Raw genomic sequence first — 20,962 nt, 5'->3', positions numbered from 1 at the left:
CCAAGCGACCGACCCGCCGTCGTCGCGCTACCAGGGCAGCGGCGCTGCCTCGTCGTTGGCGTGCTCGCCGTAGTACATCGACGGCAGGAAGCGGCTCAGGTAGGTGAACTCGGTGTAGCAGTGCCGCATCAGGCTCAGGCCCAGATGGTCGGGCACCTCGGTCAGCGGATCGCGCGCCGACATGCCGAAGCGATGTTGGGGGCGGTGGCGCGCAACGTGCTGTCGGCCGACGCGGTCGGCCTGTTCCGCCTGCTGACCAGCAGCTTCCCCGGCCGCGAGAAGATGCTGGCGGTCCACCAGCGCAACGGCGTCGAGCGCGGCACGGCCCTGCTGCGCGACTGGATGGAGCGCCAGCGCCAGCGCGGCCTGGTCGATGTCGCCGACACGGCGGTGGTCAGCGAACTGCCGCTCGGCATGGCCATCGCCGAGCCGCTGCGGCGGATGGCGCTGGGCCTGATCGCGCCGGTGCCGCAATGGGACGCCGGCGCGCACATCAAGGCGGCGCTGGCTCTGCTACAGGGCAAGGCGTTCGCGCTGCGCCCGCCCTGCCCCGGCGACTAGGCCGCCGCGTCCCACTGCGGCGCCAAGCCGGCCGGATTGGCCAGGCGCTCGTTGCGCTCGAGCGCGGCGATCTGCGCCATCTCGTCGGCGGACAACGCAATGTGGCGCACCGCCAGATTGCTGGCCAGGTTGGCCGGCTTGGTCGACGACGGAATCACCACGAAGCCCTGCTGCAGCGACCACGCCAACGCGATCTGCGCGGCGCTGACGCCGTGCCGCGCGGCGATCGCTGCCAGCACCGGGTCCTGCGTCACCTTGCCGTAGGCCAGCGGCATGTAGGCGGTGATGGCGATCGCCTGGCTGCGGGCGAAGTCGACCACCGCACGGTTCTGCAGGAAGGGATGGATCTCGACCTGCTGGGTGGCGATTTCGGCCGCGCCGACCACGTCTATCGCCTGGCGCAGCAGCGCGTTGGTGAAGTTGGACACGCCGATCAACCGGGTCAGCCCGGCCGCCTTGGCCTCGGCCAGCGCCGCCATGTATTCGGCCACCGGCACGGCGCCGTTCGGCGAGGGCCAGTGGATCAGCGTCAGGTCGAGCTGCTCCAGGCGCAGCTTGCGCAGGCTTTCCTTCAGGCTGGGAATCAGCTTGTCGGCCGCCAGATTGTCGATCCAGATCTTGGTGGTGACGAACAGTTCGCCGCGTGCCACGCCGCTGGCGGCGATGGCCTGGCCGACCTCGGCCTCGTTCTCGTAGATTTGCGCGGTGTCGATGTGGCGGTAGCCGGCGGCCAGGCCGTCGCGCACCGAGTCGATGACGATTTGGCCCTGCAGACGGAAGGTGCCGAGGCCGATGGTGGGGATGGAGTTGCTCATGTTGGTGTGCCCTTTCAATTGGATGGGCACACTATGCCCGGATTCGTCCTTGTGAAAAATAGGCTTCCAACCAAAAAATATTTGACTAGAGGTCAATAATGAAGCTTCGCGCATGCGAGCAAAACACGCGGGATAGTCGGATTTCGCACATCATTATTGCAATGCTGGGCGCAACGATGCACAATCCCGCCCAGATGACGCACAAGGCGTGCGCCGCCAATCAACTCACTAGAGCATTCGGATGACCACCATTACCGTAGACCGCCACGACCTCGCCATCCTCAACGAGCTGCAGCGCGATGGCCAGCTGACCAACAGCACGCTCGGCGAGCGCATCCACTTGTCGACCTCGCAGGTGGGCCGCCGCGTGCAGCGGCTGGAGGAAGCCGGCGTGATCGACCACTACGCCGCCGTGCTCGATCCGCTGGTGGTGGGGCTGGACGTGATGGCCTTCGTCCAGGTGACTCTGGACCGCCACGGCGAAACGCGCGGCGAGGTGTTCGAGCAGGCGGTGGCCGACCTGCCCGAGGTGCTGGAGTGCTTCTCGGTGACCGGCGAGGCCGACTACATCGTGCGCGTCATTTCGCACGACCTGAACTCGTTCTCGAAGTTCATGATGGACGGCCTACTGCGCATCCCCGGCGTCACCAACGTCAAGTCGAACATCTCGCTGAAGAAGGTCAAGCAGGTCACCATCCTGCCGCTCGACCACCTGGCCCAGCCCAAGCTGAGCAAGCAGCGCGTGCAGTTCAGCGCATAAAAAAACAGCGGCGCACAAGGCGCCGCTGCTGCTATCTAGCCACCGAAAAAATCAACGGCGCTTGAGCACCTGGGCGATGGCGTCGGCCGCCGGCGCGATGCTGCCCTCGGTCAGCGCGGCCAGGCAGATGCGGCCGGAGCTGAGCACGTACAGACCGAACTCCTGGCGCAGCACGTCGGCTTCGGCCGCCGTCAGGTCGGTGTAGCTGAACATGCCGGTCTGCTTGTTCAGGTAGCTGAAGTCCAGCCCCGGGCAACGCGCGCTCAGCGCGTCGTACAAGCCGGTGCGCATGGCCTTGACGCGCAGGCGCATGCCTTCTAACTCGGCCAGCCATTCGGCGCGCAGGCCGGCGTCGTCGAGCACGCGGGCGATGATGCGGGCGCCGTGGATCGGCGGGCTGGAGTAGTTGCGGCGGATGGTCGCCTTCAGCTGGCCCAGCACGTTGGTGGCTTGCGTGCTGTCGTCGCAGACCACGCTGAGCGAGCCGCAACGCTCGCCGTACAGCGAGAAGTTCTTCGAGAACGAGCTGGCGACGAACAGGGCGATGCCCTCCTCGGCGAAGTGGCGGATGGCGAAGGCGTCGGCGTCCGGGCCTTCACCGAAGCCCTGGTAGGCGATGTCGAAGAACGGCAGCAGGCCGCGACGACGGATCAGGCCCGCCAGTTCGCGCCACTGCGCCTGGTTCAAGTCGGCGCCGGTCGGGTTGTGGCAGCAGGCGTGCAGCAGCACCACGTCGCCGGCCGGCAGTTGCTCCAGCGCCGCCAGCATGCCGGGGAAGTCGACGTGGCCGGTGGCCGCGTCGTAGTAGCGGTACTTGCCAACCGTCAGGCCGGCGCCGCCGAAGATGCTGTAGTGGTTGTCCCAGGTCGGATCGCTGACCCACACTTTGGCTTTCGGGAAGTAGTGGGCGATGAAATCGGCGCCCACCTTGAGCGCGCCGGAGCCGCCCAGGGTCTGCGCGGTGGCCACGCGCGACTCGCTGACTGCGCGGTGCTCGGCGCCGAAGATCAACGCGCGCACCGCGCTGCGGTAGGCGGCGTTGCCTTCCATCGGCAGGTAGGGACGGGTGCCCAGCACGGCGGCCAGCGCCGTCTCGGCCTGCAGCACGGCGCGCATCGCCGGCATCTTGCCGGCCGCGTCGAGGTAGACGCCGATGCTCAGGTTGATCTTGTTGGCACGCGGGTCGGCGCCGAACTGCTCGTTCAGGGTCAGGATCGGGTCGCCCGGGTAGGCTTCAACTTCTTTAAACATGTTGCTCCTTCTTGTGCTGGGTCTGGCGGATTGGCTCAGTCCGCTTTGAGAACGCCGCGCTCGATCTGGTCGCGCTCGATGGACTCGAACAGGGCCTTGAAATTGCCCTCGCCGAAGCCCTCGTCGCCCTTGCGCTGGATGAACTCGAAGAACACCGGGCCGAGCAAGGTTTTCGAGAAGATCTGCAGCAGCAGGCGGCGGCCGTTCTCGTCGCTGGTGCCATCCAACAGGATACCACGCGCCTTCAGTTCGGCGACAGGCTCGCCGTGGTTCGGCAGGCGGCCCTCCAGCATGTCGTAGTAGGTGGCCGGCGGCGCGGTCATCAACGGTACGCCGGCCTCCTTCAACTGGTCCAGCGTGGCGATCAGGTTGTCGGTGAACAGCGCGATGTGCTGCACGCCCTCGCCGTTGAACTGCATCAGGAACTCCTCGATCTGGCCGGCGCCCTTGGACGACTCCTCGTTGAGCGGAATGCGGATCATGCCGTCCGGCGCGCTCATCGCCTTCGAGGTCAGGCCGGTGTACTCGCCCTTGATGTCGAAGTAGCGCAGCTCGCGGAAGTTGAACAGCTTCTCGTAGAAGGCCGCCCAGTAGGCCATGCGGCCACGGTAGACGTTGTGGGTCAGGTGGTCGATGACGGTCAGGCCGACGCCCTTTGGATGCTGGTCGACGCCGTCGAGGTACTCGAAGTCGATGTCATAGATCGACTTGCCCTCCTCGAAGCGGTCGATCAGGTACAGCGGCGCGCCGCCGATGCCCTTGATGGCCGGCAGGCGCAGCTCCATCGGGCCGACCGGCATGTCCATTGCCTGGGCGCCCAGTTCGAGCGCGCGGCGGTAGGCCTGCTGCGCGTTCTTGACGCGGAAGGCGATACCGCAGGCCGACGGGCCGTGCTCGGCGGCGAAGTAGGCGGCGGCGCTGCCGGGTTCGTTGTTGATGATGAAGTTGATGCCGCCCTGGCGGTACAGGGTGACGTCCTTGGAGCGGTGGCGCGCCACCTTGGTGAAGCCCATGGCCTCAAAGACCGGCTCCAGCGTGTTCGGCGTGGGCGAGGCGAATTCGATGAACTCGAAGCCCATCAGGCCCATAGGATTTGCTAACAATTCAGTCATGACGTATTCCCGGTGTGGTGTGGGGGGCCAGTCCGGCGCGCCACGGGCCACCGCAATACGGGGCCGGCCCAGCCGACTGGGGATACGAAATTGTAGGGCGCATCGGGCGCTCATTGTGCGTGTCTTGGACGCCATGCACAGGGGTTTATGCGCAAAACGCGCATCAACCCCGCCTGATCTGAAGATGGGGATGAATCGGCGGGCCGGCCGGCCCGCCGATGGGCGCCTTAGCGCAGGTTGCCGGTGTGGCCCAGCGAATAGCGGCCCGGTTGCGGCCAGACGGTCAGGCCGTGCGGCTCCTGGCCGACGCGGATCTGGTCGACCTTGCCGCCGGTGGTGTCGATGCGGTAGACCACGTCGTCGAAGCGGCCGGACAGCCACAGGTATTTGCCGTCGGCGCTGACGTTGCCCATGTCCGGGCTGCCGCCGCCGGGGATGACCCAGCTGCCGACCACCTTGTCGGTGGCGAAGTCGATCACGCTGACGCTGCCCTTGCCGCGCCGCTTGCCGTGGATGCGGTGGGTGCCGCGGTTGGCGACGTAGAACTTCTTGCCGTCGCGGCTGGGGTAGATGCCGTGCGCGCCGACGCCGGTGGCGATGAAGCCGATCTCCTTGAAGGCGACGCCGTCGACCACGTGGACGCCGTCGGCGTCCATGTCGGCGATGTAGAATTTTTTACCGTCGGGCGAGATGCGTATGTCCTGCGGCATGCCCTTCTTCGAGCTGCACACCTCGCCCGGCGGGCCGCCCACCGGCACCGACTCGGCGAAGCGGGTGGCCGGCATTTTCAACTTCAGATAGCCGGTCACCTTGCGTTCGACCAGGTCGATCTTGGCGATGGTGCCGTCGAACTCGCAGGTGAACACGGCGAAGCGGCCGTCGTTGGAGAAGTCGGCGTGGTTGATGCCGGCGCAGCCCGGCGTGTCGATCGAGTACTGCATCGCCATCGTCTGCGGGTGGCGGAAGTCGAGGCGGTGGCGCGCCTCGGCGACCACAATGGCCGACTTGCCGTCCGGCGTGAAGTACATATTGTAGGGATCGTCGACCGGCACCGACTTGCCCGGCTTGCCGGTCAGCGGATCGATCGGCGTCAGGCTGCCCTTGTCGGTGCGCTCGGCGTTGTTGGCCGCCCACAGCGTGCGCAGGTCCCAGCCCGGCACCACGTGCTGCGGGCCGAGGCCGACCTTGAACTTGTCGACCACCTTCAGGGTCTCCTGGTCGATCACGTAGACGTCGTTGGAGCGCAGGTTGGGCACGTAGACGCGCGCCAGGTGGCCCTTGACGGCGGCGCTCATGTTGGCCGGGCCGGTGCTGCCGTAGACGTTGTTGATGTCGGCCAGCGGCGGCATGCCGGGCAGCGCCGAGTAGGCCGGCGCGGCGGCGGCGGCCGGTGCGGCCGGCGCGGCCGGCGCGGCGCCGACGACGTAGCCGGCGATGCCCAGACCGGCGACGGCCAGGGCGATGGTGACTGCGAGCGTGGTACGGCGTGGTTTCAGGTTCATATGGTGTGGTGGTCCGGTCGGTTAATGGGGACTAAATTCGGGGACTAAATTCGGGGACTGAATTCGGGGACTGAATTCGGGACTACAGTCGGCGGATAAACCGGCGCCTGCATCCTTCGGCCTCAACTCGTGGTGGCGGCATGGTGTTAGCGGGCGCGCTCCTGCAGTTTGCGGATCGCCGCGACCGAGGTGTCGACGATGCGCTGCACGCCGAGCTGGCCCAGTTCGGCCGTGGCGCGCGTGGCGTCGCCGCGCACGCCGTCCTGCGGGGTCGGCTTGGCGCCGCGCGCCATGGCCTCGCTGCGCACCAGCGAGGGGTCGGTGGCCAGGGTCAGCGCGGCGTCGGCCAAGCCGGCGTGCAGGCCGATCTCGGCGGCGCTGTAGCCGCGCTTCTTCAGGTCGGCGACGTAGGCGGTCTGGGTGATCTCGTAGTAGTCCAGCAGCGCGTAGACGCGGGCCTCGCCGGCCTTGCCCCAGGCGCGGTTCAGCTTGGCGGCGACGCGCGCCTCGTTCTGCTGGTAGCCGCCGTGGTCGCCGATGAAGACGATGTCGCGGAAACCGTGCTGGCGCAAGCTGGCGGCGGTCGCCTCGAGCAGCGACTCGAAGGTGGCGTCGGGGATCGAAATGGTGCCGGCGAAGCGCATGTGGCCGGCCGGCGGGTTGATGCTGCCCTCGGGCACGTAGGACACCACCGGCGCGACCAGGGTGTTGCCGAGCTTCTGGGCGATCAGTTTGGCCAGCAAGCCGGCGCGCGCGTTGTGCTTGCCCAGCGCGATGTAGGGGCCGCTCTGCTCGACGCCGCCGATCGGCACCAAAATGGTGGTGGCGCCGTGGTCGATGCGGCCGCGCAGTTCGCTGCTGGTGAGCTCCTCCAGCACGACGCTGGCGGCGCGCTCGGCGGCGAGCACCGCGCCCGGCGCGGCGGCCGTCAACAGCAAACCCAACAGGAAGGCCGGATGGCCGCGCTTCACTGCCCACATCATCGCGTCCGCCCTTCGCCTACCTGCGGGGCGGAACGCCCGGCGCTTGTCGAGCGCGCCGCGTAACACCAGGAACTCATAAGCCACAGCCTTTTGGTGATTGTCAATTTCTGCCGCCGTGCCGCAGCGCAAAGCCCGGCACAACTGTGAAGAATTATATTCGATGAAGGCGGTGCGACGTAACTATCTTGTCGAATCGCCACGGGCGTGGCCCGTTTAAGCGCTCACAAAGACAGCGCGAACGGAGCTTGACAAGCGGCGCCGGCAGGCCGACGATGGACGAATGAGCACCTCACCCGACAAAGACTACATCGACGCCAAGTCGCAGGCTGTTTCGGCCTCGGTCTCCGGCGAGATCAAGGCGTTTCGCGCCGAGGTGAATGCGCGCTTTGCCGAGGTGAACGGGGGCTTTGCCGAGGTGAACGGGCGCTTTGCCGAGGTGAATGGCCGCTTTGCCGAGGTGAATGCGCGTATTGATCACGTGGTGGTACGTCTTGATTCTTTCGAGCGTACCATGCAACTTGAATTGAAATTGATTCGGGAGGAATTCAATGCCAGATTTGCGCAATTGGAAGTCGCCTTCCAGCGTGCCCACAACGAGACCTTGAAATGGACGATGGGCGCCGTCTTGGCCGGCTTGACCCTGTCGCTATCCGTCCCGACCTTCATGCTACGCCATATTGCAGAGAAAGCCGGCGCAGCGGCACCAGCACCGGCACCCGCCGTCATCGCGCCCCAAACAACGCCCCCGGCGGCGCCCGCCAAAGCGGCGCCGAACGGCCTTAGCCGTCCTTCGGCTTGACCGGCCCGCTGACGCCGTCCAAGCCCCACTCGGCCCAGTCGTCGCCAAACAGCTCGACCGGATGTTGCGTCCGGTCCGAGCCGTTGCCGCAGGCGAGGGAACCGACCGGACAATACTTGTCGCAGCCCCAGCAGATGCGCTCGGGATTCTTGGGGTGGATGGGGAATATCTTGGCCATGGCCTTGCCGCTCCGAAAAACTCAGGCAGCTGCGCAGGGCCGGCATTCACGCGGCCGCCACACTTGCCTGGACAGGATGATTTTAATCCTATCGGCAATAAGATTCAAATTAAATATATCTTTAATCGGCGGCCGCCTGCCATCGCTTCGCCGCCGCGCTGCGCAAGCTGTCGCGGCGGCTAGCCGGCAGCTTGGCGGTGGCGCGACATTGAATCAGCAGAAGTGAAAAAACCCGCCGAGGCGGGTTTTTAGAAATACTGGCGGAGACGGTGGGATTCGCCTACATGCCGCAGGCCGCCCAAGCGCGTGCACGCGCTTGTCTTCGTCTCCCACCCATGATGCCCGCAGGGGCATCATTCGTCTCCGCAAAGCAGAAGTGAAAAAACCCGCCGAGGCGGGTTTTTAGAAATACTGGCGGAGACGGTGGGATTCGAACCCACGATACAGGTATAAGCCGTATGCATCCTTAGCAGGGATGTGCCTTCGGCCACTCGGCCACGTCTCCTAGCTGATCACTCAACTATGTCCACCTCGCCAAACAGCACGGTAGCAGACGAGCGCAATCATATAGGCCGGATGGGAATTGGTCAAGAAAGCAGACAGCATTCACTGCGGAAATTGAAAAAGCACCGAAGCGGCCGCTCGAATCCGCCCCGCCGAGTGGCTATCACACGATACAACAACATTGACAGGTACGCCACCGAAGCCTAAATTCGTCCTTCTAGGGTTAGCTCCCCTCGCGAGCAATCGCAACACCGGTTTCCCAAGAGGGAATGGCATGGAAACAGACCTCGATCAACTTGTCCTGAACAATGCTCCGGGAGGCGTGATCGTGACCACGCCGGACCACATCGTGGCGCGCTGGACCAAGGGGGCGGAACGCATCTTCGGCTACAGCAGCGACGCCGCCCTCGGTTGCGATGTGCGCAGCTTGATCGCCCTCCCCGGCCAGGCCGAGGAAGACAATAAAATCGACCACCAGCTGGCTGAAAGCGGCACCTGCGACTATGAAATGCTGCGCCGAAGGAGTGACGGCGGATTGATCTATGTCGACGGGGCGAGCACGGCCATCCTCGACGCCGACGGCCGCATGACGCATATCGTCTCCAACACCAAGGATGTGACGCAGCGCAAGGCGGCGCGCGACGCGCAATTGATGGACGTGAAGTTCCGCAACGTGTTCGAATCTACGCCCGACAGCATCATCGTGACCAATCCCACCGGCACCATCGTGCTGGCCAACGCCCAGGCCGAACATCTGTTCGGTTACGCGCCGCGCGAACTGGACGGCAAACGCATCGAACTGCTGCTGCCGGAGCGCTACCAGCACGCCCATGTCGGCCACCGCTCGCGCTATTTCGACCAGCCGCGCACCCGCACCATGGGGGCCGGCCTGGAACTGCACGGCCGGCGCAAGGACCGCGCCGAGTTCCCGGTCGAGATCAGCCTGTCGCCGATCCAGACCGAGGCCGGCGCCTTCGTCATCAGCGCGATCCGCGATGTCGGCGAACGCAAGAAGGCCGAACAGAAGTTCCGCGGCCTGCTCGAGTCGGCGCCCGACGCGATCGTGATCGTCAACCAGAGCGGCGAGATCGTGCTGATCAACTCGCAGACCGAGATGCTGTTCGGCCATCCGCGCGCCGAACTGTTGGGCAAAAAAATCGAGGTGTTGATTCCGGCCCGCTTCCACGCCAAGCACCCGCAGTTCCGCGGCGGCTTCTTCGACCAGCCGCGGCCGCGCGCGATGGGCGCCGGCCTGGAACTGTACGGCCTGCGCCGCGACGGCTCCGAGTTTCCCGTCGAAATCAGCCTGTCGCCATTGGAAACCGAGGACGGCGTGCTGGTCTCGTCGGCCATCCGCGACATCACCGACCGCAAGCGGATCGAGAGCGCCCTCAACGAGCAAAAGCTCGAGCTCGAGCGGCGCCAGTACGAACTGGAACGGGCCAACCAGGCCAAGGACCGTTTCCTCACCAGCATGTCGCACGAGCTGCGCACGCCGCTCAACGCCATCCTCGGCTTCTCGCAGCTGCTGGCCAACGAGGCGCTGCCCTCGACCGTCGAGCAGAAACGCGGTTTCGTGCACAACATCGTCTCGGCCGGCCGGCATCTGCTGGCCCTGATCGACGAGATCCTGGACCTGGCCAAGATCGAATCGGGCAACATGAGCCTGTCGCTGGAACCGGTGCGCTTGACGCTGTTGCTGGCCGACGTGGCGAACATGGTCAAGGAGCAGGCCGAGCGGCGCGGCATCCGCATGCTGTACCCGGAAGCCACGGCTGTGACGGTGCGCGCCGACCATACCCGGCTCAAGCAGATCATCCTGAACCTGCTGTCGAACGCCATCAAGTACAACCGCAAGGGGGGCGCCGTGGTGCTCAGCGTCGCGCGCGGCGGCGCCGGCCGCTTGCGCATTTCGGTGCAGGACACCGGCGAAGGCCTCAGCCCGGAACAGCTCGACGCGCTGTTCCAGCCGTTCAACCGCCTGGGACAGGAGGCCGGCACCGAGGAAGGCACCGGCATCGGCCTGGTGGTGACCAAGCGCCTGGTCGAGCTGATGGGCGGCACCCTGGGCGTCACCAGCACCCAGGGCACCGGCTGCGTGTTTTGGATCGAACTGGACATTGCGGGACAGGAAGCGGGCGCCGCCGGGTCGAACGTCGTCGCCAAGCCGGTGCTGGTCCCGTTGGGCTCAAGGCGCGGCGGGCCGACGACGATACTGTACATTGAAGACAACCCGGCCAGCCTGAGCCTGGTCGAGCAGATCGTCGGCTTTCGCACCGACCTCGAGTTGCTGTCGGCGACCAATGCCCGCGACGGCATCGCGCTGGCGCTGAGTCGACAACCGCAAGTGGTCCTGATGGACATCAACCTGCCCGGCATGAGCGGCAAGGAGGCCAAAAAGATCTTGGGCGCCGACGAGCGGACGGCGCACATCCCGGTGATCGCCCTGACCGCCAACGCCATGCACAGCGACGTCAAGCACGGCCTGGCGGCCGGCTTCTTCCGCTACCTGACCAAACCGATCGACGCCGACCTGCTGCTGGAGACGATCAACGAAGCGACCTCGGCCGATCGGGCCGCGCCGACGCCGGAAGCGAAAAAGCCCGGGGCGGACGCAGCACCGGCGGCCGATGCGTAGCGGTAAAGCGGCGCAGGAATGAAAAAAATCCGCCGAGGCGGGTTTTTAAAATACTGGCGGAGACGGTGGGATTCGCCTACACGCCGCAGGCCGCCCAAGCGCGTGCACGCGCTTGTCTTCGCCTCCCACCCATGGTGCCCGCAGGGGCACCATTCGCCTCCGCAAGGCATAAATCGGCATAGGGGACGGCCAAGCTGGCCGCTCCCCTGCCACACCACCCGGCATGCGGGTCCGCACCGGGCGGTTCGAGAAGTTGAGGTTATGTGAGTCGAGGCATGCCAAGGGCGTCGAAATAGGCAATCGATAGGACGTGATGCAGCGCGCTCATGCTGTTGTGCCACCATCGACGACTGAGTGCAGCCACCGATCGCGCTACGTTGGGTTTCGCTCCAAGTTTCAGCAATTCCCGGTACATCGTCGTTCCGCGTCGCCAGTGTTTTAGGTGAAGTACACGCATCCGACGACGCATCCATTCGTCCAGTGATCTCCACCGGCGGAAGGTTTGCGCCAATTGGAAATATGCTTTCCACCCGAGCACATAGCTGCGTAGCCGTTCTATCACCTCACCGATGCTGCGTCCTCCAGATCGGCGGGTAATCTGCCTGATCCGCTGCTTGAACGTCGCTAGCGCCTTTTCCGACACGACGCGCCTGACCTCTCCTTTCGGATCAGCCCATATGGCGTATCCCAGAAACTTGCGGCCGAATGCGCTCGCCACTGCACTTTTCGATTCGTTGATCTTCAGGTGCAATTTGTCGTATAGGCGCCTGAGCTGGGCCATCACGCGTTCACCAGCCTTCTGACTGCGCACATATACATTGCAGTCGTCAGCGTAGCGGACGAAACGATGACCCCGTCGCTCAAGCTCGCGGTCCACCTCGTCTAGAAGCACATTGGCCAAGAGCGGCGATAGCGGTCCGCCCTGCGGCGTCCCTTCCAGACGCTCGCTGACCACACCGCTGTCCATGATTCCCGCATTCAGGTAGGCGCGCACCAGTCGGATAACTCCGGCGTCGTTCACGCGTCTCTGCAGGCGGTCGATCAAGATGTCATGGTTGATTCGATCAAAGAACTTGGACAGATCGACATCCACCACTACGCGGTAACCGTCCTGTACATGTTGATGTGCTGCCAGGACGGCGTCTCGTGCACGGCGACCGGGCCGAAACCCATGGCTGTGCTCACTAAAGGTAGGATCGATCAGCGGTTGCAGCACTTGCAACAGCGCCTGTTGAATCAAGCGGTCGGTCACGGTGGGGATGCCCAACTCGCGTTCGCTGCCGTCTGGCTTGGGGATGCCGACGCGACGCACCGGACTGGGCCGATACGTGCCTGCCATCAATTGGTGTCTGATGTTCGGTAACGCTGTCACCAGATAGCGGCCAGTTTCGGCGATGTCCATGCCGTCCACGCCTGCCGCACCTTTGTTTGCTTTCACGCGTTTCCACGCGCGTTGCATGTTCTCTCTCGCAAGTGCTTGCGTCAGCAAGTCTTGCCCTGCGCCCCTCGCTGTTTGTCGCGGGAATCGTGTTTCATCGCTGGATGCTTGGGACGAGGCTTCACCCCGCCCTACCGCGACCCGCCCCGCTGGCGCGGGCATCTGATGCAATACATGACTCATCGACAAGGCGTTTGACGCTCCTTCTCGTTCGGCCCTTCGCCCGGAATGCGGCTACTACGGCCTCTGCTGACTTCTCGCTCCGAGCTGCCCCGTCGCCCTTTCAGGCATGAGGCGAGATCTCCCCAGGTAAGAACGCACTCCTTCACCGCACAACCGCCGGATTTACGCCGCTTCGCTTTGACCACAAGAGCTTCGCGGTTTCATGCCCGCTCGCCCTGCTCGGCAGCGCCTTCTATCCGGTTCTTGTACATCGGCTCGCAGTTTCGCTCCACGCTTCCTCTCCACGGTCGGTCGCCCTTCCGCAGTTGCGCTTCACTTCGCTCGCTGTGGTCAGCTCGCGGCGGGACTTTCACCCACAAGAGTGCGCCCATGCTGGGCGCACATGAAAAAACCCGCCGAAGCGGGTTTTTAGAAATACTGGCGGAGACGGTGGGATTCGAACCCACGATACAGGTATAAGCCGTATGCATCCTTAGCAGGGATGTGCCTTCGGCCACTCGGCCACGTCTCCTAGCTGATCACTCAACTATGTCTACCTTGCAATAAATCGCTGCAGCAGACGACCGTCATAGTATAGACCGGATGCGGATTGGTCAAGGAACCGGACGGCTTTTTTGAAACTTTTTACGCTCTTCTTTACGCTTTTTCCAGCTCGAAAGCCTTGTGCAGCGCGCGCACGGCCAACTCCATGTATTTCTCGTCGATCAGCACGGAAATTTTGATTTCCGAGGTCGAGATCATCATGATGTTGATGCCCTCTTCCGACAGGGTGCGGAACATCTGCGAGGCGACGCCGACGTGGCTGCGCATGCCCACGCCGACCACCGACAGCTTCGATACCTTGGCGTCGCCGGTGATGCTGGCGGCGCCCAGTTCGGCCTTGGTGCCGTTCAACACGTCCATCGCCTGCGCGTAGTCGTTGCGCGACACGGTGAAGGTGAAGTCGGTCTTGCCGTCGACCGACTGGTTCTGGATGATCATGTCGACTTCGATGTTGGCCTCGGCCACCGGGCCGAGGATGTGGTAGGCCACGCCCGGACGGTCTGGCACGCCCAGTACGGTGATTTTGGCCTCGTCGCGGTTGAACGCGATACCGGAGATGACTGCTTGTTCCATGTGTTTATCTTCCTCAAACGAAATCAGGGTGCCCGAGTTGGCTTCGATCTCCAGATCGAGCATCGGGTCGGTCAGCGACGACAGGACGCGGGTCGGCACGCGGTAGTTGCCGGCGAATTCCACCGAGCGGGTTTGCAGCACTTTCGAGCCCAGCGAGGCCAGCTCCAGCATCTCCTCGAAGGTGATGGCCTTCAGGCGGCGCGCCTCGGAGACCACGCGCGGGTCGGTGGTGTAGACGCCGTCGACGTCGGTGAAGATCAGGCATTCGGCGGCCTTCATCGCGGCGGCGATCGCCACGGCGGAGGTGTCGGAACCGCCCCGGCCCAGGGTCGAGATGTTGCCGTTCTCGTCGACGCCCTGGAAGCCGGTGATGATGACGATCTTGCCGGCGTCGAGGTCGCGCCGCACCTTCTCGTCGTCGATCGACTGGATGCGCGCCTTGGTGAAGGCGGAATCGGTTTTAATCGCGACTTGCCAGCCGGCGTAGGACACCGCTTGTTTGCCGATCGCCAGCAGGGCCATCGACAGCAGGCCGACCGAGACCTGCTCGCCGGTCGAGGCGATCATGTCGAGCTCGCGCGGGTCCGGGTGTTCCTGGATCTGCTTGGCCAGACCGATCAGGCGGTTGGTCTCGCCCGACATGGCCGACGGCACCACGACAATTTGATGTCCCGCGTCATGCCACTTGGCGACACGCTGCGCAACGTTCTTGATGCGATCCGTCGAACCCATCGACGTACCGCCGTATTTATGCACGATTAAAGCCATAACAGTGAGTATTCCGCTCAATTAGGTGTAAAAGGAACCCTTAACTCTACATGCTGCACTGCATAATAACAAGTCAAAAAAGTCATAAACTCATACAGTCTCGGCATATGCTCATACCCGATTTGTGCGGAATGGAATTGTCTAGACAGCCTGCCAGCGCAGGCGGTATCGCGTTTCGCCCTCGCTCACCAGGTGGTGGCAATCCATGCCAACGCCGGCGGCGAACAGCAGTTGTTTGCGGGCCCACACCACGGGGAGACGGGTTCTTTCCCACGCAGGAATATTGCAAGCTTGATAGTGGTATTTCAGTCCACGGGTCGAGCGGTTCTGTGCCAGCTTGAGCCGTTCGCCGCCCTGGCGGAAGTCGATCACCAGCTCCTGGCCGCGCAGCCAGTCGGCCGCCAGCCCCTCCTCGGCCGGATCAAAATACAACACCCCGCCGTAGGCCGGGAAGGCCAGCTCGGCCTCGCCGTTCCAGCGGAAGGCCTGGCCGTCCTTGATGTCGGACTCGTCGACGCGGGTGCCCTCCAGCTCGGCCAGCTTGGGCGTCAAGTAGAGGCGGTCGCGGTGGCGCCGCACGTGGCAGTCGGGGTGGGTGACCAGCAATTGGGCGTCGTAGCGCGCCTCGACCAGCTGGGTCAGCATCTCGGCCAGCCAGGCGGTGGTGGGCATGCGCAGGCCGCGCGTGGCGAACCAGTGGCGCAACAGGTTGTAGGCGCGGTCGCTGCTCATGGCGCGCAGCTTGGCGACGTCGAGGCAGTCGCCGTCCAGGCAGGCGGCCAGGTCCTGTTCGGCCAGCTCGGTGAGCAGGCGCTGGGCCGACTGGGCGTGCTGGGCGCTGCGCGCGAAGCGCTCCTGGAAACCGGGGAAGGCCGCCGCCAGCGCCGGCATCACCTGGTGGCGCAGGGCGTTGCGGGCGAAGCGCGGGTCGTGGTTGGACTCGTCGTCGATGTGGGCGATGTGCTGCGCCGCCACATATTCGGCCAATTGCTTGCGCGAGGCGGACAGCAGCGGACGCGCCATCACCAACGCCGGATTGGCCAGCAGCTCGGGCGCGGCGTTGGCGGCGTCCATGCCGGACAGGCCGGCCGGGCCGGAGCCGCGCAGCAGCTGCAGCAGCACCGTTTCGGCCTGGTCGTCCTGGTGGTGGGCGGTCAGCAGCAGGGTCACGCCGTGCGCCGCGCACAGCGCGCCCAGCGCGGCGTAGCGGCTCTTGCGGGCGGCCGCCTCGGTGCCGCTCTTGCGCGGCTCGTTCAGCACGACGCGGCGCGCCTCGAAGCGTACGCCCAGCGCGGCGCAGGCCTGCTCGCAGTGGGCCAGCCAGGCGTCGGCGTTGGGACTGAGGCCGTGGTGGACGTGGAAGGCGTACAGCTCGATGCCGTTGGCGCCGGCGTAGGCCTGCGCCAGGTGCAGCAGGGCCGAGGAGTCGAGGCCGCCGCTCAGGGCGATGGCCAGACGGCCGCCGGCGCCCTGCCCGGCCGCCGCCAGCGCCTCGGCGAAGTTGGACGCCAGGCTGGGGATTTGTTGCTTCTTCAATTGCTGCTCCGATAAAAAAACCGGGAACGGAGCGAGGCGGATGGCCCCGGTCGGTTCCCGGTTTTGGTGGGCGCAGATGTGCCGGCTGGGTCCCGGGCCGAAACCAGGGTCAGACCCTAGGGTCTGACCCTCTTTTCAACGTCCAGGGCTTTGGCCGGCGCCGCCGGCGCCTCGATCTTCTTGTCGCGGGATTACTCCTGCGGCGTGGTTTCCTTGAACTTGCCGTAGCTCATCAGCTTCTCGTGGCGCGCTTCCAGCAGGTCCTTGGTCTTCATGCCGTGGAACTGGCGCAACGAGTCGGCCAGCGCGCGTTTGAGCAGCGTGGCCATCTGTTTCGGGTCGCGGTGGGCGCCGCCCAGCGGCTCGCTGACGATCTTGTCGATCAGGCCCATCGCCTTCAGGCGGTGCGCCGTCAGGCCCAGCGCCTCGGCGGCGTCGGAGGCGCGCTCCGAAGTCTTCCACAGGATCGAGGCGCAGCCCTCGGGCGAGATCACCGAATAGGTCGAGTATTGCAGCATCAGCACGGCGTCGCCCACGGCGATCGCCAGCGCGCCGCCGGAGCCGCCCTCGCCGATGATGGTGGCGATCAGCGGCACCTTCAGTTCGGCCATCACGTACAGGTTGTGGCCGATGGCCTCGGACTGGCCACGCTCCTCGGCGTCGATGCCGGGGAAGGCGCCGGGCGTGTCGACGAAGGTGAACACCGGGATGCCGAATTTTTCGGCCAGCTTCATCAGGCGCATCGCCTTGCGGTAGCCCTCCGGCTTCGGCATGCCGAAGTTGCGCAGCGCGCGCTCCTTGGTGTCGCGGCCCTTCTGGTGGCCGATGACCATGCAGGCCTGGCCGTTGAAACGGGCCAGACCGCCCACCACCGACAGGTCGTCGGCGTAGCTACGGTCGCCGTGCAGCTCGTGGAAGTCGGTGAAGATCTCGTTGACGTAGTCCATCGTGTACGGCCGCTGCGGGTGGCGCGCGATCTGCGCGACCTGCCACGGCGTCAGCTTGGCGTAGATGTCTTTGGTCAGTTGCTGGCTCTTCTTGGCCAGGCGGTCGATCTCCTCGGAGATGTCGACGGCCGAATCGTCTTGCACGAAACGCAGCTCTTCGATCTTGGAATCGAGTTCCGCGATCGGTTGCTCAAAATTGAGGAAAGTCGTTTTAGTCATTGTACCTCCGTGTTTGTTCTCAGCCGTCCCCGCCCCGCCCTAGGGACGGTGCGACGCGGGGCGGCGATTAATATTGCGTTATTCTACCGGAAGCGGATCCAGACTCCGCCATAAGTACCAGGTGGCGACGGTGCGCCAGGGTTCCCAGTTGGCGGAGACTTCGCGCGCATCACTGCGCGAAACCGGCTCGCCGGAGAAGTAATTGACGCTGATGCCCTGGATCAGGCCGGGGTCGTCGAGCGGCAGCACGTTCGGCCGGAGCAGATTAAATATCAAAAACATCTCCGCTGTCCAGCGTCCGATGCCACGGATTTGCACCAGTTCGGCGATGACGGCTTCGTCGTCCATCTGGTCCCACTGGTTGGCGTGCACCCGCTTGGCCTTGAAATGCTCGGCCAAGTCGATGATGTATTCGGTCTTGCGCTTGGACAGGCCGCAGGCCGAGAGCTGCTCGACGCCGGCCTTGAGCACCTGCGCCGGCGTGCATTTCGGACAGGCCAGCAGCAGCTTGTGCCAGGCGGCGTCGGCCGCCTTGGTGGTCACCTGCTGGCCGACGATGGAACGCGCCAAGGTAGTAAACGGGTCGCCGTGGCCGACCAAATGCAGGTCGCCAAATTGCGGGATCAGCTTCTTCATGATGCGGTCCCGCTTCATGAGCTCGATCTTGGCCTGTTCCCAGTAGGGTGGCACGGCCACCACCAGCGGGACGGCGGCGCCGTCGCTTACCTTGGAGAGGGCCATCATGCGCGGCGCCAGTTGGTGCTGCCGTCGGGTTTGTCTTCGAGGATGATGCCGGCCGCCAGCAGCTCGGCGCGGATGGCGTCGGACTGGGCGAAGTCGCGCGCCTGCTTGGCCGCCGCGCGGCGCGCGATGGCCTCGACGATGGCGCCGTCGGCGCTGCTGTCGGCATCGCCGACGGCGGCCTGGCGGAACTGCTGCGGCGTGCGGGCCAGCAGGCCGATCACGCCGGCCAGGCCCTTCAGCTGGCGCGCCACGGCCGGCGACTTCGATTTATTGAGCTCGCTGACCAGGTCGAACAGCGCGGCCAACGCCACCGGGGTGTTGAAGTCGTCGTTCATCGCCTCGGCGAAGCGCACGGCGTGCGCCTCGTTCCAGTCGAGCGGCAGGCCGTCGCCCTCGACGCCGTCGAGCGCCGTGTACAGGCGGGTCAGGGCGACGCGGGCGTCGTCGAGGTGGGCGTCGGAGTAGTTCAGCGGGCTGCGGTAGTGGGCGCGCAGAATGAAAAAGCGCACCACCTCGGCGTCGTATTTCTTGAGCACGTCGCGGATGGTGAAGAAGTTGCCCAGGGACTTGGACATCTTCTCGTTGTCGACCCGCACGAAGCCGTTGTGCAGCCAGTAGTTGACCATGCTGTGGCCGAAGGCGCCCTCGGACTGGGCGATCTCGTTCTCGTGGTGCGGGAACTGCAGGTCGGCGCCGCCGCCGTGGATGTCGAACTGCTCGCCGAGCAGCGCGCAGGCCATCGCCGAGCACTCGATGTGCCAGCCCGGGCGGCCCTTGCCCCACTTGGAGTCCCACTTGACCTCTTCCGGCTCGGACTCCTTGGACGACTTCCACAGCACGAAGTCGAGCGGGTCGCGCTTGCCGGTGTTGACGTCGACGCGCTCGCCGGCGCGCAGGTCGTCGAGCGACTTGCCGGACAGGCGGCCGTAGTTGGCGAAGTTGCGCACGGCGTAGTTGACGTCGCCGTCGCTGCCCTGGTAGGCCAGCTCGCGCTGCTCCAGGGTGTCGATCAGCGCCAGCATCTGCGGCACGTATTCGGTGGCGCGCGGCACGTGGGTGGGCGCCAGGATGCCCAGCGCGCCGGTGTCCTCGTCCATGTACTGCGTGAAGCGGGCGGTCAGCTGCGAGATGGACTCGCCGTTCTCCACCGCGCGCTTGATGATCTTGTCGTCGATGTCGGTGATGTTGCGCACATAGGTGACGTCGTAGCCGGAGGCCTGCAGCCAGCGGTAGACCACGTCGAAGGCCATCATCATGCGGGCGTGGCCGATATGGCAATAGTCGTAGATGGTCATGCCGCACACATACATGCGGACCTTGCCCTCTTCGATCGGTACGAAAACCTGCTTGTCACGCGCCAGCGTGTTGTAAATCTTTAAGTTGCTCATCGGACTCTTGCGTATTTTTCGGGCCGCCAGCCAGGCAATACGAGGACCGGGCGCAGACACCCTGGGGATGCCGCGCCTGGACTTGTTCGTGTGCGCCGTGGAAACTGACAGACCCTCGGGTATCTAGTTCTTCTTTGTTAGAATGAAACTTCTCGGACAAGTATAGCATTGATAAAATCCGCACTGGCCCGATATAGCTTAGGATTTTTTGCACGGCAAACGAATCTTCACTTGTTTGCCGCTGCCCCACCTACCTCGCCAAGGAAGCAATAATGCACCAAACCGCGCCGCGCCGCCTGTCCTTTCTGACCAAATTCTTCAGCCTGTTCGCCGGCGCCACCCTGTCCGGCGCCGTGCTGGCGGCGGCCGCCGCCGCCCCGGCGGCCACGGCCACGCCGCAGGTCACGCTGAAAACCAGCATGGGCGAGATCGTCCTCGAACTCGACCAGGCCAAGGCGCCCAAGACGGTCGACAACTTCCTGCAGTACGTCAAGAGCGGCCACTACAAGGGCACCATCTTCCACCGCGTCATCGACGGTTTCATGATCCAGGGCGGCGGCTTCGACGAGAAGCTCAAGCAGAAGCCGACCCGCCCGCCCGTCAAGAACGAGGCACAGAACGGCCTGCCCAACGCGCCCTACAGCATCGCCATGGCGCGCACCGGCGACCCGCACTCGGCCACCGCGCAGTTCTTCATCAACGTGGCCGACAACGAGATGCTCAACTACCCGGGCCGCGACGGCTTCGGCTACACGGTGTTCGGCAAGGTCATCAAGGGCCAGGAGGTGGTCGACAAGATCAAGGGCACCCTGGTCGACGACAAGGGCATGTTCCAAAACCTGCCGGTGACGCCGGTGGTGATCCAGTCGGCGACGATTTTGAAGACGCCGATCCAGCCGAAACTGTAAAATAGCGCCTTGGCTGCGGCCGCGCCGCGCGCGCTGCCCGCGTTTGACCATCGAACAACACATCTAGGATTATTATGACCACCGTTATCATCACCACCAACATGGGCAAGTTCACCGCCGTTCTGGACGCGGAAAAAGCGCCGAAAACGGTTGAGAACTTCCTCTCGTACATGAACGCCGGCCACTACGCCAACACCATCTTCCACCGCGTGATGGGCGACTTCATGATCCAGGGCGGCGGTTTCGCCCCGGGCATGAAACAGAAATCGGCCGACACCACGGTTGAAAACGAAGCCAAGAACGGCCTGAAAAACGACACCTACACGCTGGCCATGGCGCGTACCTCGGACCCGCATTCGGCCTCGGCACAGTTCTTCATCAACGTGAAAAACAACAGCTTCCTCGACTACCCAGGCCAGGACGGCTGGGGCTACGCCGTGTTCGGCAAGGTCACCGAAGGCACCGAAGTGGTCGACGCGATCCGCAAGGTCAAGACCGGCCGCAGCGGCATGCACTCGGACGTGCCGGTGGAAGACGTGGTCATCGAATCGATCGAACTGGCAGCGTAATTCGGCACCAGCAATCGGCCGCGCGCCCGCCAACGCGGGCGCG

At 64.6% G+C, this 20,962-nt stretch carries 19 protein-coding genes and 2 tRNA genes; 6 read left to right on the top strand and 15 right to left on the bottom strand.

Going from position 1 to position 20,962, the window contains the following annotated elements; genetic code table 11:
- Positions 1-27 precede the first annotated feature (27 nt).
- Positions 28-183, bottom strand: coding sequence for a DAPG hydrolase family protein (locus BM252_RS16030; RefSeq protein ID WP_245774283.1), 156 nt, complete (start codon positions 181-183; stop codon positions 28-30).
- A gap of 9 nt (positions 184-192) precedes the next feature.
- Between BM252_RS16030 and BM252_RS16025 the strand changes: the two genes are divergently transcribed.
- On the top strand, positions 193-561 hold the full coding sequence (locus BM252_RS16025; RefSeq protein WP_093388667.1) for a TetR/AcrR family transcriptional regulator C-terminal domain-containing protein: 369 nt from the start codon (positions 193-195) through the stop codon (positions 559-561).
- Here BM252_RS16025 and dkgB read toward each other — a convergent pair.
- A complete protein-coding gene (dkgB, locus tag BM252_RS16020) occupies positions 558-1,376 on the bottom strand; it encodes a 2,5-didehydrogluconate reductase DkgB (RefSeq protein WP_093388666.1) in 819 nt (272 codons plus the stop codon). The genes BM252_RS16025 and dkgB overlap by 4 nt on opposite strands.
- Positions 1,377-1,617: 241 nt before the next feature.
- On the opposite strand from dkgB, the gene BM252_RS16015 reads away from it, so the two are divergent.
- Positions 1,618-2,136 (top strand): Lrp/AsnC family transcriptional regulator, encoded by a 519-nt coding sequence (locus tag BM252_RS16015; protein WP_093388665.1) that lies wholly within the window; start codon positions 1,618-1,620, stop codon positions 2,134-2,136.
- A 51-nt stretch (positions 2,137-2,187) separates the two neighbouring features.
- Here the strand turns inward: BM252_RS16015 and BM252_RS16010 are convergent, their stop codons facing one another.
- The 4 genes from BM252_RS16010 to BM252_RS15995 form a co-directional block, all read right to left on the bottom strand.
- A complete protein-coding gene (locus BM252_RS16010; RefSeq protein ID WP_093388664.1) occupies positions 2,188-3,387 on the bottom strand; it encodes an amino acid aminotransferase in 1,200 nt (399 codons plus the stop codon).
- Positions 3,388-3,422: 35 nt separating this feature from the next.
- On the bottom strand, positions 3,423-4,499 hold the full coding sequence (gene hppD / locus BM252_RS16005; RefSeq protein ID WP_093388663.1) for a 4-hydroxyphenylpyruvate dioxygenase: 1,077 nt from the start codon (positions 4,497-4,499) through the stop codon (positions 3,423-3,425).
- Positions 4,500-4,726: 227 nt separating this feature from the next.
- Positions 4,727-6,001: a YncE family protein gene (locus BM252_RS16000; protein ID WP_093388662.1), complete on the bottom strand. Its 1,275-nt coding sequence runs from the start codon at positions 5,999-6,001 to the stop codon at positions 4,727-4,729.
- Positions 6,002-6,147: 146 nt separating this feature from the next.
- Positions 6,148-6,984, bottom strand: a complete 837-nt coding sequence (locus BM252_RS15995) for a creatininase family protein (protein ID WP_093388661.1) — start codon at positions 6,982-6,984, stop codon at positions 6,148-6,150.
- 280 nt (positions 6,985-7,264) lie between these two features.
- Here BM252_RS15995 and BM252_RS15990 point away from each other — a divergent pair, with 280 nt between their 5' ends.
- Positions 7,265-7,783, top strand: coding sequence for a hypothetical protein (locus tag BM252_RS15990; RefSeq protein WP_093388660.1), 519 nt, complete (start codon positions 7,265-7,267; stop codon positions 7,781-7,783).
- Here BM252_RS15990 and BM252_RS15985 read toward each other — a convergent pair.
- Both BM252_RS15985 and BM252_RS15980 read right to left on the bottom strand, forming a co-directional pair.
- Positions 7,764-7,961, bottom strand: coding sequence for a DUF3079 domain-containing protein (locus BM252_RS15985; protein WP_093388659.1), 198 nt, complete (start codon positions 7,959-7,961; stop codon positions 7,764-7,766). The genes BM252_RS15990 and BM252_RS15985 overlap by 20 nt on opposite strands.
- 412 nt (positions 7,962-8,373) lie before the next feature.
- A tRNA-Ser gene (locus tag BM252_RS15980) sits at positions 8,374-8,466 on the bottom strand.
- A 273-nt stretch (positions 8,467-8,739) separates the two neighbouring features.
- Here BM252_RS15980 and BM252_RS15975 point away from each other — a divergent pair.
- Positions 8,740-11,103 carry a PAS domain S-box protein gene (locus tag BM252_RS15975; RefSeq protein WP_093388658.1) on the top strand — a complete coding sequence of 788 codons (2,364 nt, stop codon included), beginning with the start codon at positions 8,740-8,742 and terminating at the stop codon, positions 11,101-11,103.
- A 259-nt stretch (positions 11,104-11,362) separates the two neighbouring features.
- Here BM252_RS15975 and ltrA read toward each other — a convergent pair whose 3' ends face one another.
- From ltrA to cysS, 7 genes are all read right to left on the bottom strand, one after another.
- Complete coding sequence (gene ltrA / locus BM252_RS15970) at positions 11,363-12,724, bottom strand: group II intron reverse transcriptase/maturase (RefSeq protein WP_425442325.1); 1,362 nt, start codon at positions 12,722-12,724, stop codon at positions 11,363-11,365.
- Positions 12,725-13,142: 418 nt separating this feature from the next.
- Positions 13,143-13,235, bottom strand: a tRNA-Ser gene (locus BM252_RS15960).
- Positions 13,236-13,360: 125 nt separating this feature from the next.
- Positions 13,361-14,608: an aspartate kinase gene (locus tag BM252_RS15955; RefSeq protein WP_093388656.1), complete on the bottom strand. Its 1,248-nt coding sequence runs from the start codon at positions 14,606-14,608 to the stop codon at positions 13,361-13,363.
- A gap of 141 nt (positions 14,609-14,749) precedes the next feature.
- Entirely contained in the window at positions 14,750-16,144 is a 1,395-nt protein-coding gene (tilS, locus tag BM252_RS15950; protein WP_093388655.1) for a tRNA lysidine(34) synthetase TilS, read from the bottom strand.
- 191 nt (positions 16,145-16,335) lie between these two features.
- Complete coding sequence (locus tag BM252_RS15945; protein ID WP_093388654.1) at positions 16,336-17,310, bottom strand: acetyl-CoA carboxylase carboxyltransferase subunit alpha; 975 nt, start codon at positions 17,308-17,310, stop codon at positions 16,336-16,338.
- Between the two features lie 78 nt (positions 17,311-17,388).
- Positions 17,389-18,051, bottom strand: a complete 663-nt coding sequence (locus BM252_RS15940) for a DNA-3-methyladenine glycosylase family protein (RefSeq protein WP_093388691.1) — start codon at positions 18,049-18,051, stop codon at positions 17,389-17,391.
- Positions 18,051-19,442 (bottom strand): cysteine--tRNA ligase, encoded by a 1,392-nt coding sequence (gene cysS, locus BM252_RS15935; RefSeq protein ID WP_093388653.1) that lies wholly within the window; start codon positions 19,440-19,442, stop codon positions 18,051-18,053. The genes BM252_RS15940 and cysS overlap by 1 nt, the downstream gene beginning before the upstream one ends.
- A 272-nt stretch (positions 19,443-19,714) precedes the next feature.
- Here cysS and BM252_RS15930 point away from each other — a divergent pair, with 272 nt between their 5' ends.
- Positions 19,715-20,350, top strand: coding sequence for a peptidylprolyl isomerase (locus BM252_RS15930; RefSeq protein ID WP_093388652.1), 636 nt, complete (start codon positions 19,715-19,717; stop codon positions 20,348-20,350).
- A 74-nt stretch (positions 20,351-20,424) separates the two neighbouring features.
- Positions 20,425-20,919 (top strand): peptidylprolyl isomerase, encoded by a 495-nt coding sequence (locus BM252_RS15925; protein WP_093388651.1) that lies wholly within the window; start codon positions 20,425-20,427, stop codon positions 20,917-20,919.
- The last annotated feature ends 43 nt before the right edge of the window (positions 20,920-20,962 follow it).

It is taken from the genome of Rugamonas rubra (assembly GCF_900114705.1).
Lineage (GTDB): Bacteria > Pseudomonadota > Gammaproteobacteria > Burkholderiales > Burkholderiaceae_D > Rugamonas > Rugamonas rubra.
The sequence above is the reverse complement of the archived record's forward strand: the minus strand, read 5'-3'. Positions and strand labels throughout refer to the sequence as shown.